Annotated in this window: 15 protein-coding genes and 4 tRNA genes; 6 read left to right on the top strand and 13 right to left on the bottom strand. The window is 60.1% G+C overall.

Features of this window, described 5'->3' with window-relative positions; all coding sequences use genetic code 11:
• Positions 1 to 24: 24 nt before the first annotated feature.
• From lpxK to BLU01_RS21375, 4 genes are all read right to left on the bottom strand, one after another.
• A complete protein-coding gene (lpxK, locus tag BLU01_RS21390; RefSeq protein ID WP_092279236.1) occupies positions 25 to 1035 on the bottom strand; it encodes a tetraacyldisaccharide 4'-kinase in 1011 nt (336 codons plus the stop codon).
• Entirely contained in the window at positions 1035 to 1466 is a 432-nt protein-coding gene (locus BLU01_RS21385) for an ExbD/TolR family protein (RefSeq protein ID WP_092279234.1), read from the bottom strand. The genes lpxK and BLU01_RS21385 overlap by 1 nt, the downstream gene beginning before the upstream one ends.
• Positions 1463 to 2098, bottom strand: a complete 636-nt coding sequence (locus tag BLU01_RS21380) for a MotA/TolQ/ExbB proton channel family protein (protein ID WP_167370441.1) — start codon at positions 2096 to 2098, stop codon at positions 1463 to 1465. The genes BLU01_RS21385 and BLU01_RS21380 overlap by 4 nt, the downstream gene beginning before the upstream one ends.
• Positions 2099 to 2196: 98 nt before the next feature.
• On the bottom strand, positions 2197 to 4443 hold the full coding sequence (locus BLU01_RS21375; protein ID WP_092279230.1) for a DNA internalization-related competence protein ComEC/Rec2: 2247 nt from the start codon (positions 4441 to 4443) through the stop codon (positions 2197 to 2199).
• Between the two features lie 136 nt (positions 4444 to 4579).
• Between BLU01_RS21375 and BLU01_RS21370 the strand changes: the two genes are divergently transcribed.
• Positions 4580 to 5098, top strand: coding sequence for a DUF2062 domain-containing protein (locus BLU01_RS21370; RefSeq protein WP_092279228.1), 519 nt, complete (start codon positions 4580 to 4582; stop codon positions 5096 to 5098).
• Positions 5099 to 5244: 146 nt separating this feature from the next.
• Here the strand turns inward: BLU01_RS21370 and BLU01_RS21365 are convergent, their stop codons facing one another.
• The 4 genes from BLU01_RS21365 to BLU01_RS21350 form a co-directional block, all read right to left on the bottom strand.
• The gene (locus BLU01_RS21365) at positions 5245 to 6024 is read right to left on the bottom strand and encodes an ABC transporter permease (protein WP_092279226.1); all 780 of its coding nucleotides are present in this window, start codon (positions 6022 to 6024) and stop codon (positions 5245 to 5247) included.
• Positions 6021 to 6953, bottom strand: a complete 933-nt coding sequence (locus BLU01_RS21360) for an ABC transporter ATP-binding protein (protein ID WP_092279224.1) — start codon at positions 6951 to 6953, stop codon at positions 6021 to 6023. The genes BLU01_RS21365 and BLU01_RS21360 overlap by 4 nt, the downstream gene beginning before the upstream one ends.
• A 132-nt stretch (positions 6954 to 7085) precedes the next feature.
• Entirely contained in the window at positions 7086 to 7709 is a 624-nt protein-coding gene (locus tag BLU01_RS21355) for a glutathione S-transferase family protein (RefSeq protein WP_092279222.1), read from the bottom strand.
• A gap of 43 nt (positions 7710 to 7752) precedes the next feature.
• Positions 7753 to 8424 (bottom strand): transglutaminase-like domain-containing protein, encoded by a 672-nt coding sequence (locus tag BLU01_RS21350; RefSeq protein ID WP_092279220.1) that lies wholly within the window; start codon positions 8422 to 8424, stop codon positions 7753 to 7755.
• Positions 8425 to 8673: 249 nt separating this feature from the next.
• Here BLU01_RS21350 and BLU01_RS21345 point away from each other — a divergent pair, with 249 nt between their 5' ends.
• Positions 8674 to 11121 (top strand): acyl-CoA dehydrogenase, encoded by a 2448-nt coding sequence (locus BLU01_RS21345; protein WP_092279218.1) that lies wholly within the window; start codon positions 8674 to 8676, stop codon positions 11119 to 11121.
• A gap of 65 nt (positions 11122 to 11186) precedes the next feature.
• Positions 11187 to 11594: a PA2817 family protein gene (locus BLU01_RS21340; RefSeq protein ID WP_092279216.1), complete on the top strand. Its 408-nt coding sequence runs from the start codon at positions 11187 to 11189 to the stop codon at positions 11592 to 11594.
• 147 nt (positions 11595 to 11741) lie between these two features.
• On the opposite strand, the gene BLU01_RS21335 is transcribed toward BLU01_RS21340, so the two are convergent.
• Positions 11742 to 12740: a LysR family transcriptional regulator gene (locus tag BLU01_RS21335; protein ID WP_092279214.1), complete on the bottom strand. Its 999-nt coding sequence runs from the start codon at positions 12738 to 12740 to the stop codon at positions 11742 to 11744.
• 90 nt (positions 12741 to 12830) lie between these two features.
• Between BLU01_RS21335 and BLU01_RS21330 the strand changes: the two genes are divergently transcribed.
• The 3 genes from BLU01_RS21330 to BLU01_RS21320 all read left to right on the top strand — a co-directional run bounded on the left by BLU01_RS21330 (position 12831) and on the right by BLU01_RS21320 (position 14972).
• Positions 12831 to 13457 carry an alanyl-tRNA editing protein gene (locus tag BLU01_RS21330; protein ID WP_092279212.1) on the top strand — a complete coding sequence of 209 codons (627 nt, stop codon included), beginning with the start codon at positions 12831 to 12833 and terminating at the stop codon, positions 13455 to 13457.
• Between the two features lie 104 nt (positions 13458 to 13561).
• Complete coding sequence (locus BLU01_RS21325; protein ID WP_092279210.1) at positions 13562 to 14332, top strand: 2OG-Fe(II) oxygenase; 771 nt, start codon at positions 13562 to 13564, stop codon at positions 14330 to 14332.
• A gap of 1 nt (position 14333) precedes the next feature.
• Positions 14334 to 14972 (top strand): LysE family translocator, encoded by a 639-nt coding sequence (locus BLU01_RS21320; RefSeq protein WP_092279208.1) that lies wholly within the window; start codon positions 14334 to 14336, stop codon positions 14970 to 14972.
• 132 nt (positions 14973 to 15104) lie between these two features.
• Here BLU01_RS21320 and BLU01_RS21315 read toward each other — a convergent pair.
• From BLU01_RS21315 to BLU01_RS21300, 4 genes are all read right to left on the bottom strand, one after another.
• Positions 15105 to 15180: transfer RNA gene (locus BLU01_RS21315), tRNA-Gly, on the bottom strand.
• A gap of 3 nt (positions 15181 to 15183) precedes the next feature.
• A tRNA-Glu gene (locus tag BLU01_RS21310) sits at positions 15184 to 15259 on the bottom strand.
• Between the two features lie 105 nt (positions 15260 to 15364).
• Positions 15365 to 15440, bottom strand: a tRNA-Gly gene (locus BLU01_RS21305).
• A gap of 3 nt (positions 15441 to 15443) precedes the next feature.
• A tRNA-Glu gene (locus tag BLU01_RS21300) sits at positions 15444 to 15519 on the bottom strand.
• Between the last annotated feature and the right edge of the window lie 168 nt (positions 15520 to 15687).

The following is a 15687-nucleotide window of genomic DNA, read 5'->3' as shown; positions in this document are numbered from 1 at the left end:
AGCGTTCCCTGGATAAAGACGTAATTAAGGCAAAAGACGATTCGGCAACAGGCGCATCAGCTGCGTATCAAACCAGGCCACAAAGGCCGGCGACGGCGCAGCATCGACCGCCAGGTACCACCAGTCGGCGGCAGCAAAGGCGCGGCACTTCACCGCGTCCTTTTCGGTCATCACCAACGGCAATGACGGGGTGAAATTCAACGCCTGCACGCTGTATTCGGCGTGGTCGGCAAAGGCATGCGGTATTGGCCGCCAGTGTAGCGTTTCGAGGGTATTGAAGAAACGCTGCGGATTGCCGATCCCGGCCACTGCGTGCAGCGCCTGACCTGCAGGAAAGTGCTCGAGCGGCCGGCGTTCGCCGCTGTGCAGGTTGACCAGCGCGGTCGGTTGCAACTGAAAGGCAAAACCGTCGTCGCGGTCTTCGGCGGCGCCGTTGAACAGCACGGCATCGACGCTTTGCAGGCGCTCGACCGGCTCGCGCAACGGCCCGGCGGGCAGGCAACGCTGATTGCCCAAGCCTCGCGCAGCGTCGATCAGCACCAGTTCAAGGTCGCGGGCCAAGCAGTAATGCTGCATGCCGTCGTCGGACAGAATCAGGTCCAGCGCTTCGCTGGCCAGCAATGCCTTGACCGCGTTGCTGCGGTTGGGGTCGATCATCAACGGCACGCCGGTGCGCTGGACGATCAGCAACGGCTCGTCACCGGCAATCGCGGCGCTCTGCTCAGCTTCGACACGCCACGGCAGTTGCGGCGGCTTGGCGCCATAACCGCGACTGACCACGCCGACGCGCAAACCGCTGCGTTGGCAATGCTCGATCATCCACAGGATCATCGGTGTCTTGCCGGTGCCACCGACGGTGATGTTGCCGACGACAATCAACGGCACCGGTGGCTGGTAGATTTCGCCCTCGCCGGCCAGAAACCGCTGGCGCTTGCCGACCACCACCCGCCGGTACAGCCATTCAAGCGGCTGCAACAGCTTCAGCGCCGGATGACCGGCATACCACGCGGCGAGCAAACGATCAGACATGGCCATCAGGGTGCGGGCGGCGCCGCCTCGACGGTGGTCATGCGCAAATGGCTGAAACCGAGCTTGCCGGCGGCGTCCATGGCGATGATGACGGACTGATGCTGGGCCTTGCCGTCGGCGCTGATGGACAACGGCAAGTTGGTGTCGCCATTGGATTCCTTGCGCAAGGCGTCCATCAACGTCGCCAGATCATTTTTCGGCAGCAACTGGTTGTTCACCGAAAACACGCCTTCGGCGCTGATCGCCACGTCGAGTTGCTTGAGCTGCTGATCTTCGGCCGGGGAGCCGCTGACCGCTTCCGGCAGTTCGACGCGCAACTGGGTTTCGCGGGTAAACGTGGTGGTCACGACAAAAAACAGCAGCAAAATGAACACCACGTCGATCAGCGACGCGAGGTTGATGTCGACATTCTCCCGTTGCTTGCGGCGGAATTTCACGCTTTGCCCTCAGCCAGATCGACGTCACGGTCGCCCTGCACTACCTCGACCAGCTTGATCGCTTCCTGCTCCATGCCGACCACCAGTTCATCGATGCGCCGTTGCAGGAAACGGTGGAAGAACACCGACGGAATACCGACCATCAGGCCCGCCGCCGTGGTGATCAGCGCTTTCGAGATACCCCCGGCGAGCACCGCCGCGTTGGTGGTCATGCCCGTGCCCATGAACGCGCTGAAAATATCGATCATGCCCAGCACCGTCCCGAGCAACCCGAGCAGCGGGGCCATGGCGGCGATGGTGCCGAGCGCATTGATGTAGCGCTCCAGCTCGTGAATCACCCGAGCGGCGGCTTCTTCGATGCACTCTTTCATGATCTCGCGACCATGCTTGGAGTTGGCCAGGCCGGCCGCGAGGATTTCGCCCAACGGCGAGTTGGCGCGCAGTTCCTTGAGCTTCTCTTTGTTGAGCTGTTTGTCCTTGATCCAGACCCAGACCTGCCCGAGCAAGTGCTCCGGGGTCACGCGACTGGCGCGCAGGGTCCACAGACGTTCAGCAACGATCGCCATTGCCGCGATGGAACTCAGAATGATCGGAATCATCATCCAGCCGCCGGATTTAACCAATTCCCACACAGTGACAGTCCCCTCGAAAAAGTGCGCCACTCTAACATAGGGGTTCGGTGCACCGAAGACTGTCATGTCGCATCCCGTCTGGCCGTGATAGCTCATGGCTATTTATTGCCCCTGTGGTTAACCGTTGGCGAATCGCGCCAGAAGCGCCGTTGTTGACGCATGGTCCGGGGTGGCTCGAAGCTGCCGAGTTGCAGACGGATGGCGCCGTGCTCGGCGCTGTCATAGATGCGCAAGCCGCGTTTGCGATAGCGCGCCAGCACCGTGGGATGCGGATGACCAAAGGAATTGCCATGGCCGCGCGAGATCAGCACGGCTTTGGGTTGCAGCGCGCTAAGCAGCGCCATCGACGAAGAACTGCGGCTGCCGTGGTGCGGCGACGCCAGCCAATCGGTGCTGACCGCCAACGAGCTGTCGAGCAGCGCCCGCTCGGCGTGGCGGTCGATATCGCCGGTCAGCAGCAAACGTTCGCCATTGGCTTGAATCTGCAGCACGCAGGATTTTTGATTGCTTTCGCTCGCCGCTGTCCATTGCCAGAGCTGGAAGGTAACGCCGTCCCACGTCCATTGCCGGCCACTTACGCAGCCCTCGGCCAGCAATTCGACGGGCAAGCCTTGAGGATCGCCGCTGAGCACGCGCGTCACCGGCAGCCCGTTGGCGACCGAGCGCGCGCCGCCGGCATGGTCGGCATCGGCATGGCTGAGCAACATCACATCGAGGTGTTTCACCCCGAGTTTGCGTAATGCCGGCAGCACCACACGCTCGCCGAGGTCGAAATCGCCGACGCGCGGGCCGGCGTCGTAGAGCAACGCGTGATGCCGGGTGCGCACCAGAATCGCCAGACCCTGGCCGACATCGAACTGCCAGACGTCGGCGCGGCCCTCGGGCACTTCATCGCGCGGCGGAAACACCAGCAACAGCAGCAGCGGCCAGCCTAGCGCGCGCATCGGCACACCGCGCGGCATCAAGAGCAGGAACGCGCCCAACCCACCGAGCACACCAATCCATAACGGCACCGCCACCGGCACCCACGCGGGCAGTTGATTGGCGACCAATCCGAGGCCTTTGAACATCAGGTCGATCAGCCCGCCGGCCAGCCACAGCAAGCCTTCACCGACCACTGGCACCGGCAGCAACAACGTCCCCAACAAGGCTGGCGGCAACACCACCAGACTGATCCACGGCACCGCGAGCAGATTGACCAGCGGCCCGCTGACACTGATGGGCAATCCCAACAACAGCAGCACCGGGCACAGGCCAATCGCAATCAACCATTGCGCGCGAGTCCAGGTCTGCCACCAGCGCCACGGACCCAGTCGCCCGCCGAAAGTGAAGATCAACACCGCGACCGCCGTGAACGACAACCAGAAACCCGGTTGCAGGCTCGCCAGCGGGTTGAGCAACAACACTCCACCGAGCGCCAGCGACAGCGGCCACCACGCGCCGAGATGACGAAAGCGCAATCGCCACAACAGCACCAGGCCAATCATTACGCAGGCGCGGCGCACCGGCACGTCGAAACCGGCCAGCAGTGCGTAACCGAGCGCGGCGGCGAACGCCAAGCCACACGCCCACGGCAACCACGGCATTCGCCCCGGCCACACGCCGTAACGGGCGAGCAAGGCGATCAGCAAGTACACCGTGCCCGCCAGTAACCCGATGTGTTGCCCGGAAATCACCAACAGGTGCACGGTGCCGGTGTCCTGCAACACTTGCCAGTCTTCGCGGCTCAAACCGGCGCCATCGCCCAGCACCAACGCCGTCAGCGCACCGGCGCGGCCCTGAGCATCGACATTGAGCAAGCGCTGGCGGATGCCGTCGCGCCACGCCCAACGCGCGGGTGCCAAAAGCTGGCCGTCCTTGACGCTGCCCGTCGCGCCGATGCCTTGGGCCAATAACCAGGCGTCGTAATCAAACGCGTGCGGGTTGAGCAGACCCACCGGGCGCTTCATTTTCACCGCCAGACGCCAGCGCTCGCCGCTGTTGACCGCTGGCCCGCCGTACCACGCCAGGCGCATCAGCGACGGCACCGCGGCGTGGCGCGAGTGCGCGTCGGCCAGTTCGAAACGCACCACCGTTTCGCTGTTCTGCGGCAACCCTGTGATTCGCCCTTCGACCCAGCGCGTTTCGCCATCCAGCTTCGCGGGCAGCCGATCATCCAGCGCCGTTTGCGCAAAACCACATGCCCAGCTAAAACCAAACAGCAAGAATGCCAACGGATACGTGCGAAACGGCAGCAGCATCAACGCCACCACCGGCAACAACAGCCACAACCAGACCGGCGGTAATTCCGGTAAAAAACGCAACGCCAACAATCCGAGCGCCAGCGCCACTATCCCTGTGCGCATAAGCCCGTCCTTGAGAGGTCCCTCCCTAGGCTTAGTCGGCTTTACGCACATGCACGGTTATTAATTGTCACAAAGTCTGAATGGGCCACTTATAGAATCCAGACATACTTGCGGCCTGAACCGACCGAGAAGCCTTATGCCCCGGCGCTTATTCAAACGCTACATGCCAGACCCGACCAGCATCAAGGAACACAAATCCTTACGCTTTCTCGGCACTCTGCTGCATGACCCCAACCTCTGGCACCTCAATCGACACTCGGTGGCCCGGGCGATGGCGGTGGGTCTGTTTGCCGCGTTCCTGCCGATTCCCCTGCAAATGCTCGTCGCTGCGGTGCTGGCGATCATGGTGCGCGGCAACATGCCGATTGCGGTGAGCCTGGTTTGGCTGACCAATCCGATCACCATGCCAGCGGTGTTCTTTTGCACCTATCAGACCGGCGCCTGGCTGATGGATGTGCCGGCCCGACATCTGCCGGATGAGCTGACCTGGGAATGGATCAGCGGCCAACTCTCGACGTTGTGGCAACCGTTTTTGCTGGGGTCGGTGGTGATGGGATTGGTGCTCGGCGCCCTCGCCTATTGCCTGACGATGATGTATTGGCGTTGGTGGGTGGCGCGGCAGTGGCGGCGACGCAAGAAGAAGAGAATGGGTTGAATGCAAAACGGCCTCCTTAATGGGAGGCCGTTTTTTTATGCGGTGTTTGCGCTGACGCCATCGCGAGCAAGCTCGGCTCCCACAGGTTCAGCGTTCGCCCCCGTAGGAGCGAGGCTTGCCCGCGAAGCAGACGACTCGGTCGCAGATCAGGTGCGCATGCCGCGCCCACTCACTAGCAACCGCGCGCAAGCGACGTACAACACCACGGTCGCCACGACCATGAAGGTGATCGCCACGCTGATCTTGATGTCCGACACGCCAAGGATGCCGTAACGGAAGGCGTTGACCATGTGCAGCACCGGGTTGGCCAGCGACACGGTTTGCCAGAACGGCGGCAGCAGCGAGATCGAGTAGAACACCCCGCCCAGATAGGTCAGCGGCGTCAGCACGAACGTCGGGATGATCGAAATATCATCGAAGTTGCGCGCAAACACGGCGTTGACAAAGCCCAGCAGCGAGAAGATCGTCGCCGTCAGCACCACCACCAGAATGGTCACGCCGAGGTGATGCACCTGCAAATCGGTGAAGAACAATGACAGCAGCGTCACGATGACCCCGACCATCAAACCGCGCAGCACGCCGCCCAAGGTGTAGCCGATCAGAATCGTGTGCGGCGACACCGGCGAGACCATCAGTTCCTCGATGGAACGCTGGAACTTGCTGCCGAAGAAACTCGACACCACGTTGCCGTAGGAGTTAGTGATCACCGACATCATGATCAGCCCCGGCACGATGTACTCCATGTAAGTGAAGCCACCCATGCCCCCGATCTGCTTGCCGATCAGGTTACCGAAGATCACAAAGTACAAAACCATGGTGATGGCTGGCGGCAGCAGCGTCTGCGGCCAGATCCGGGTAAAGCGCCGGACCTCACGGTAAACGATAGTATTGAGGGCAACGAGATTGGGTTGCAGCTCGGAACTCATACCGCCACCTTCGACAGATTTTTCTCCACCAGGGACACGAACAACTCCTCGAGGCGATTGGTTTTGTTGCGCAAGCTCAGCACTTCGATGCTCTGATGCGCCAACTGGGTGAACAGCGCGGTGATGCCCATGGCTTTGTCGACCTGCACTTCAAGCGTATGGCCATCGATCAGCTTGGTCGGGTAACCGAGCAACTGCGGCGGTGTGGTCAAGGTGTTCTTGATGTCGAGCAGGAAGGTTTCCACGTGCAACTGACCGAGCAGCGTTTTCATGCTGGTGTTCTCGACGATGGTGCCGTGGTCAATGATCCCGATGTTGCGGCACAACTGCTCAGCCTCTTCCAGATAATGCGTGGTGAGGATGATGGTGATGCCTTGCTGGTTGAGTTCAGTGAGGAAGGTCCACATCGAACGACGCAGTTCAATGTCCACGCCTGCCGTCGGTTCGTCGAGGATCAGCAGACGCGGTTCGTGAACCAGCGCGCGAGCAATCATCAAACGCCGTTTCATCCCGCCGGACAGTGACCGCGAGGGCGTATCACGTTTATCCCAGAGACCGAGCTGAGTGAGGTATTGCTCGGCGCGTTCCTTGGCGATTTTCGACGGGATGCCGTAATAACCGGCCTGCGTCACGACGATATCGAAGGTCTTTTCAAACTGATTGAAATTGAATTCCTGCGGCACCACGCCAATCGAGCGCTTGAGCTGCGCAGGGTTCTTGTCCAGGTCGTGGCCGAAGATATTCACCGTGCCGCTGGTCTTGTTGACCAGGGTCGAGAGAATGCCAATGGTGGTGGATTTGCCGGCGCCGTTAGGGCCGAGCAAAGCAAAAAAGTCACCTTCGGCGACGTCCAGATCGATACCACTCAAGGCCTGGAAACCGTTGCCGTAGGTTTTGGTTAGCTGCCGGATGGACAGAGCGGAACTCATATCTGATTACGCACCAAGAAGGGAAGAAAGGAATAAATAAGGGCGGGCGGCGACGAATACAACCGCGGCGCAGGAGCGCAATGGTGCGTGTCGCCGCCACACAAGTACAGTCAAGTGTGTCGATAGTGAGTATTAAGTCAACGCGGTCATGACCGCTTTCTGGAACGCCGGACGCTGTTTCAACCGGGCATACCAGGCTTCGAGATGCGGCTGCGGCGCGCGCTCGATGGGCATCTCGAACCAGGCATAAATGAAACTGCCCAGCGGAATGTCGCCCATGCCGATTTCGGCGCCGGACAGGTACGGTTGGTTTGCCAACGCCTGATCGGCCATCGACAGCAAACCTTCGCATTCCTTGATCGCCGCATGGATGGCGGGCCAGTCCTGCTGATCTTTCGGCGTGCGCAACACACCCCAGAACACCGTGCGGAACGGGCCGGCGAAACTTGAAGTGGTCCAGTCCATCCATTTGTCAGCGGTCGCGCGAGCCTGAGCATCCTGCGGATACCACGCCGTGTTGCTGGCGTGTTTCGCCATCAGGTAACGCACGATGGCATTGGATTCCCACAGGACAAAACCGTCGTCCTCAATCACCGGCACCCGGCCATTGGGATTCATCGCCCGGTACTGCGGCGTGTCCACGACACCGAACGCACCACCGGCATCGATGGCTTCGTAGGCGAGGCCGAGTTCTTCGGCGGCCCACAGTGGTTTGCGCACATTCGACGAGTTTTTCCGACCCCAGATCTTCAGCATGACCGCCTCTTTATGGATGAATGCGCAGGCAGCATACGCCGGATCAGGCGCGACTCAAATCACCCTGCATGTCGCCACGCATGTCACCGAGGAGCGCGGGCAAATGATCGCCAAACAGGTGCGGATAGCACTTTTCCAGGTGTTCGAAAAAGAATGTCTCAGGCACGTCGGCGAACTGACCGTGGTCCACCAGGTACTCCATCAACTGCTCGCCTTCGCGATTAAAGGGATGGAAAACGCTGTCGTGGACGCCATCGAATTCCAGTGGCGCCACGTTGAACAATTCGCACAAACCCTGATTGAACGCCGGCGTGGCTTTGACCCAGCGCCCGTTCAAATACAACTCGGTGTAACCGTGCATGGCGAACACATCGCTCTTGAGCAATTCCAGCAAGCGCGGCGTCGACAGGTGATTGCGCACATCGGCCAGACCGATACGCGCGGCAATCCCACAATGCCGGGCACATCCCGCCAGCAGGGTCGCTTTGGGCACGCAATAACTTTCGCCGGCCGCCAGCGCGTAACTGCCACGCAAGGTGTCTGGGTCGCGGCTGAAGGTGTAGGGGTTGTAGCGCACGGCCTCGCGCACCGCGTAATACAGATTGATCGCCTGCTGAACGGGATCGCGACTGACGCCGCGATGCTTTTCGGCGAACTCCACCACCGCGGGGTGGTCACTATCGATGAAGCGACCGGGATTCAAATACTCGTGCATGAGGGCGATCTCCTGGGGGAGCCTCAAGTCTAGCGACACCTTCAGCACACAGATAACGACGATTCGGCCAAACATGGGCGCTTTGCCGCTAACCCCGCGAACGTTTTCCCAGGGCTGTTGCCCACAGTTCTTACAAAACCCGTCCAAGGTTTCCCACGATATCAATCACATCGGTCTGACCACACTGTTTTGCGGATGCCGTCTAAGCTCTGAAGGTTGGTTTTGCCCTGGTGTCACGGAGGATTAAATATGCTGTTGTTGTGGATACTGGTTCTGATCGTCGGAGTGGCCTATTTGGCTCACCGCCGCGTCGCCCCGCTGCCGGCGTTGGGCATTGTGGCTGTTTACGTGTTGGCGATGGGCGCCTTCAGCCATGCACCGGGTTGGCTGTTGCTGATTCTCTGGGTGCTGATCGCTGCAGTGGCGGCGCCTCTGTTGCTGCCCGATCTGCGCCGCAAATACTTCAGCGCGCCGCTGTTCAGCTGGTTTCAGAAAACCCTGCCGCCGATGTCGCAAACCGAACGCGACGCCATCGATGCCGGCACCGTGTGGTGGGACGGCGAGCTGTTCAGCGGTCGTCCGGACTGGGACAAGTTGCTGGCCTATCCAAAAGTCCAACTGACCGAAGAGGAACAGGCTTTCATTGATGGCCCGACCGAAGAACTCTGCGCGATGGTCAGCGACTGGCAGATCGGCCAGGACATGGACCTGCCGCTTGAAGCCTGGACGCATATCAAGGAAAACGGCTTCTTTGCGCTGATCATTCCCAAGGAATTCGGCGGCAAAGGCTTCTCCGCGTACGCCCACTCTCAGGTCGCGATGAAACTGGCGACCCGCAGCGGCGATCTCGCCTCCACCGTCATGGTCCCGAACTCGCTCGGCCCTGCTGAACTGCTGCTGCACTACGGCACCGACGAACAACGCAATCACTACCTGCCACGCCTGGCGCGCGGCGATGACATTCCGTGTTTCGCACTGACCGGGCCGCTGGCCGGCTCCGACGCTGGGGCGATGCCCGACACCGGGATCATCTGCAAAGGCGAATGGGAAGGTCATGAAACCCTGGGCCTGCGCCTGAACTGGGAAAAACGCTACATCACCCTCGGCCCGGTCGCTACCCTGCTCGGTCTGGCGTTCAAGGCTTATGACCCGGATCACTTGCTGGGTGACAAGGAAGACCTCGGCATCAGCCTCGCGCTGATCCCGACCGAAACCCCTGGCGTCGAAATCGGCCGTCGTCACTTGCCGCTCGGCGCGGCGTTCATGAACGGCCCGAACTCCGGCAAAGACGTGTTCATTCCGCTGGAATTCCTCATCGGCGGCCAGGAAATGCTCGGCAAAGGCTGGATGATGCTGATGAACTGCCTGTCGGTCGGGCGTTCCATTTCGCTGCCGGCGGTGGGCACTGGCGCCGCCAAGTTCACCAGTCTGGTCACCGGCCAATACGCGCAGGTACGTGAACAGTTCAACGTGCCGCTGTCGGCATTCGAAGGTATCCAGGAAGCCATGGCGCGCATCGGCGGTAACGCCTGGATGATGGACGCCGCGCGCATGCTGACCGCCAACGCGGTGGATTTGGGCGAGAAACCGTCGGTGTTGTCGGCGATCCTCAAATATCACCTGACCGAACGCGGCCGGGAGTGCATCAGCCACGCGATGGACGTGCACGGCGGCAAAGCAATCATCATGGGGCCGAACAACTATCTGGGCCGTAGCTGGAATGGCGCGCCAATCTTCATCACCGTGGAAGGTGCGAACATCCTCTCGCGCAACCTGATGATCTTCGGCCAAGGGGCGATTCGCTGCCATCCATTCGTACTCAAGGAAATGGCGCTGGCCGGTCGTGAAGACAAGGATCAGGCACTCAAGGAATTCGACGGTCTGCTGCTCCAGCACATCGGTTTTGCGGTCAGCAACGCTGCCAGCACGCTGGTGTTGAACCTCGGTTTCGGCCACTTCGAACACGCGCCGGGCAACAAACTGAGCCAAGGTTACTTCCGCGCGCTCAACCGTCAGGCTGCAGCATTCGCCATGCTCGCCGACCTCAGCATGATGCTGCTGGGCGGCGAACTGAAGCGTCGCGAACGACTGTCGGCGCGTCTGGGCGATGTGCTCAGCAACATGTACCTCGCCTCCGCCGCGCTCAAGCGTTATCACGATCTGGATTCGCCGGACCACATGGCGCCGCTGTTCAACTGGGCGATGGAAGAAAGCCTCGGTCAGTCCGAGCGGGCGTTGGACGAACTGTTGAGCAACTTCCCGAACAAGATCCTGGGTTGCCTGCTGCGGGTGATCGTGTTCCCGTTCGGCCGTCGCCACAAAGGTCCGTCGGACAAACTCGGCGCCGAAGTGGCTGCGGTGATTGGCCGGGCCAAGGGCGATCCAACCCTCGAAGAGTTGCTCGGCGGTTGCTACCGTCCGCAGTCGGCTGATGACGCGGTTGGCGCGCTGCAACATGCGTGCAATCTGCTGAACAGCGCGCAGCCGTTGCACAAAAAGCTGCACGTCGCGCTCAAGAGCGGTCAGGTCAAACCGACTGCCGGCGAACACGCGATTGATGCCGCACTGGAAGCCGGCGTGTTGCAACCGGCCGAAGCGCAGACCCTGCGTGATGCCGAACTGGCGCGCCGCAAAGTCATTGATGTCGATGATTTCGACAAGGAAGAACTGGCGCTGGCCGACGGAAAGGTCCGCTGATCCTGTAAAAACCGGTGCGGGAGCTTTATACTCCCGCGCCCGTTTTGCTCTTGAGGACTTATCTCGTGTCCAATGTCGTTGCCGACCATCTCGTCTTGCTTGACCACTTGCGCAGCATCCTGGTCGCCGTAGGTGAGGCCGAACAGGTTCCCGAAGAAAGCCATGCCTTGTTTCTGGAGCGCTTCGACGAATTACGTGCATTGCTGCCGGTCGATCCGATCGAAAGCCAATACCTGGGTCAGGACATTCTCTGCCAGGTAACCACCCGCTATCCGCAAATCGCCCACCTGGTACCGCGCGACCTGCTCTGGTACTTCGCCGGCGACTGCCTGCATTACATGCCTGACGATGAAATCAATCTGTATCAGGCTCTGGAAGAGCGTCGTTTCGAAGCTGAGCAGAACGACGAACCGTTTGACTGGAATCAGGAAAAACAGCTGCTGGCGATGTCGAACGACGACAGCAAGCACTGATCCCGGATCAGCAATGCAAAAGGCCCGCATGGTGAACATGCGGGCCTTTTTTTGTGGCGTTAATGAGGGCGCCTTCGCGGGCAAGCCTCGCTCCTACAGGTTATGCGCGATCCCTGTAGGAGCGAGGCTTGCCCGCGAAGGCGTCAGTCAAAGCAATCCGTCACTCTCCGGCAACTCATACTCAGCCGCAACCTTGCCCAAGGCACTCGGCTTCCCCGGCTTGCTCAGCGTGGGCTCTTTCTCCAGACACTCCACCAGATAATCAATCAACACCCGAAGCTTGGGCGGCAGATAACGCGTCGGCGAATGCAGCAACCACGCACCGCCATGGTAGGACGCGAGGAACGTCCAGTCCGGCAGCACCTGCACAATCAATCCCTGCTCCAGCGCATAACGCGCGGTGAAATACGGCAAGCTGCCAATGCCAATGTGCTGCAACACCGCGCCGAGCCGCACGCCAGTGTGGTTGGCCGCATAGCGTCCACGCACTCCGACGGTTACCGCTTTGCTGCCCTTCTTGAATTTCCAGCGAGCATCGCTCGGGGTTTCGCCCAGGTAGATGCAGCTGTGATTGAGCAAGTCGTGAGGATGGGTCGGCGTACCGTGTTCGGCGAGGTATTGCGGCGTGGCGCAAAGCAAATGGTCGATGGTCAGCAATTGCCGCCCGACCAATCCGGCGGGCGGGCGATCGGTGATGCGGATCGCCAGATCAACATTGTCATCGATCAAATCCACCTGTCGATCTTCCAGCAACAACTCCACATCGACTTTGGGATAACGCCGCAGAAATTCCGGCATATGCGGGTGAATCACAAAGCGCCCCACCGCTTTCGGCACGCTGACCCGCACCAGACCTTCCGCCTCGTGGTTGAACTGGCCGCTGATTTCCATCACTGATTTCGCCGCGCTGACCATTTCCTGGCAACGTTTGAACACTTCTTCGCCGCCATCACTCAAGCGCAATTTACGCGTGGTGCGCTGCAGCAAGCGCGTGTTCAACGCTTTCTCCAGACGCGAAATACTGCGGCTGACCGCCGATGGCGACGAGCCTAATTGGCGAGAGGCTTCGGAGAAGCTGCCGGTCTCGACAACTTTGACGAAAATCGCCATTTCACCCAACAACGGCAGCGGTAGATTTATGCTCACAGCGCAACAGTCCTTTGATGTTTGAACGGATTATCACGCAATTCCACGCTTCATATAATAAAAACAGAAATTTTAATAAGGGCATGGAATATGACGCTTCGCCTCTTTTTCCATAGTGATGACCTCAAGGCCAATGTGGAAGTCCTCGACTGCACGCCCCACGAGAATGAATACGCGGTGGTTTTACGCGCCACACTGTTTCACCCACAGGGCGGCGGGCAGCCGTCGGACATTGGCTGGATCGGTGAAAGCCAGGTGCTGCGCGTGGCTCAGGATCCCGAGCGGATCGTCCATTACGTCGACCACCCGGTACAACTCGGGATGATCCAGATCCGCGTCGACGAACAACGCCGCCAACTCAACGCCCGCCTGCACTCGGCCGGTCACCTGATTGGGCATTTCATTCAGGCGCGCGACTGGATGCCGATCAAGGCGCACCACTGGCCGGGCGAAAGCCGGGTGCAATTCAAACCAGCCGAATCGGCTGAAGAACTCGACGTGGAAACGGTTCAACGCGGCATCGAACAGTGGATTGCCGCCGACCTGCCGCGCCTGACGTCACTGCGCGAAGGCGCTCGGGAAATCAGTTTCGGCGACCTGCCGGCCTACGGTTGTGGCGGCACGCATGTACGGAGCCTGAAGGATTTGGGCACGGTAACGATCGACTCCCTTGCACAGAAAAAGGGCACGTTGTCCGTCCATTACCACGTGGACTGACGCGCGGACTGAGCTTTGCGCGATGGCGCCAATGTCATCGCCCGGCGCCGGAGGGGCGCGCATTCGCGAGCTCCGTTGACTATTCGATAGATGGACCTAAAAACATGATGCTTGACGTCGAGCGTCTCGATGAGACGTGCATAAAAAAACTCGCCAACGAAGAAGTGCTGGCCGTTCGCGTCAAAGGCTTTTTGCCCCAGCCGCTGGCGGTGCAGATTGGCGACAAGATTCTTGCGCCGGGTTTCGAGGGCTACATCAACGCGCCGAGCATCGGTCGCATTGGCATGGCGTTTTATGAAGCGGAAAACCAGCCGCTGCTGATCGAAGACTATTTCGCCCGCGCCTCCAGCAACATCGAAGAACTGCGCAACCGCTGCGCGCCCTACGCCTCCCCCGTCGACACGCTGCGCTGCATGCTCGACGAGACCTGGCCGGCGGGCGCGCATCTGGAAAACCTCTACGGGCGCAAAATGTACATCGGCCTGTCGCGCGTGGTGAAGCCCGGCGTGTGTTTTCTCGCCCACCACGACATCTTCGCCAAGGACGCCCCGGACAGTTTTCAGGCGCGCAGCCTCGACGCGCAGTTCGCCTGCAACGTCTACCTGAACATGCCGACCGAGGGCGGCGCGTTGCAGATGTGGGACCACCCCATCACCCCCGACCAGTTCGATGAAATGCGTGGCGACAGCTACGGCATCGACCCGGCACTGCTCGGCCCTCCGACCCTGGAGGTACGCCCCGATCCGGGCGATTTCATCATGTTCAACTCGCGCTGCATGCACTCGGTGACGCCGGGCGTGGCAGATCCGCGTTTGAGCCTGTCCTTTTTTGTCGGTTATCGCGGCAACGCTTCACCCCTTACTTTCTGGAGTTGAGATGTTTTCGAATTACCTGGGCGAGTTTCTGGCACTGGCGACCATTCACTTTCTGGCCGTCGTCGCCCCCGGACCGGACTTTGCCGTCACCATCCGCCAGAGCGTACGTTTCGGTCGGCTGGTAGGCATCTGCACTGCGCTGGGCATCGGCGCGGGGATTTCCGTGCACGTGCTTTACACCCTGCTCGGCGTCGGCGCGCTGATGCACACCACGCCGTGGCTGTTGACCGTGGCCAAGGTCGTGGGCGGTGCCTACATTCTTTATCTGGGTGTCAGCCTGTTGCGCAGTAAACCGAAAACCGTGCTTGAAGGGGAAAAAGTCACGGACGAACCGGTGGTCGAGCAGACGCTGTTTAAAGCGTTTACCACGGGTTTCCTGACCAACGCGACCAACCCGAAAGCCACGCTGTTTTTTCTGGCGATCTTCACCACCATCATCAGCGCCACGACGCCGCTGAACATTCAAGCGCTGTACGGCGTGTGGATGTGTTTTGTGAACGCGCTGTGGTTCGTGATTGTGGCGCTGTTTTTTTCCAGTAACCGGGTGCGCCTGTTGTTCATGCGCATGGGGCACTGGTTCGAACGCAGCATGGGGGTGATTCTGATCCTGTTCGCCGGGCGCCTGATTTTGTCGATGTAAAGCTTATTCACGACGAGACATGCACCACGCAAAAGGCCCGCCCAGTCAGACTGGCGGGCCTTTTTTGGCAGGTTTGGGATAAATCGAGCGCACACAAAAACGCCGCTCAGTGAGCGGCGTTTTTGTTGAATATGGAGCGGGAAACGAGACTCGAACTCGCGACCCCGACCTTGGCAAGGTCGTGCTCTACCAACTGAGCTATTCCCGCAAATGGCGTCCCCTAGGGGACTCGAACCCCTGTTACCGCCGTGAAAGGGCGGTGTCCTAGGCCACTAGACGAAGGGGACACGCTAACTGAAACACATGGTGTGTATTTCAGTGCCCAAATCCGCATCCGAAGATGTCGGTTCTGGTTTCACTCAGCGCTGCCCGAAAGCAACGCTGTTTAAAATTGGAGCGGGAAACGAGACTCGAACTCGCGACCCCGACCTTGGCAAGGTCGTGCTCTACCAACTGAGCTATTCCCGCATATGGCGTCCCCTAGGGGACTCGAACCCCTGTTACCGCCGTGAAAGGGCGGTGTCCTAGGCCACTAGACGAAGGGGACACACGTACAACATTCACTCCCTACCGCGTTTCGCTGTGTGCTTTACGCTGTAAGTGGCGCGCATTCTATGGATGGATTGAGGGGTCGTCAACCCCTTGATATAAATTTATTTAAATCAATGACTTCGCCCTGCTTTGAGCAGCGAATCAGGGTTTTCCGTCGCTCGGT

The organism is Pseudomonas prosekii (assembly GCF_900105155.1).
Lineage (GTDB): Bacteria > Pseudomonadota > Gammaproteobacteria > Pseudomonadales > Pseudomonadaceae > Aquipseudomonas > Aquipseudomonas prosekii.
This window is presented reverse-complemented; position numbering and strand designations above follow the sequence as displayed.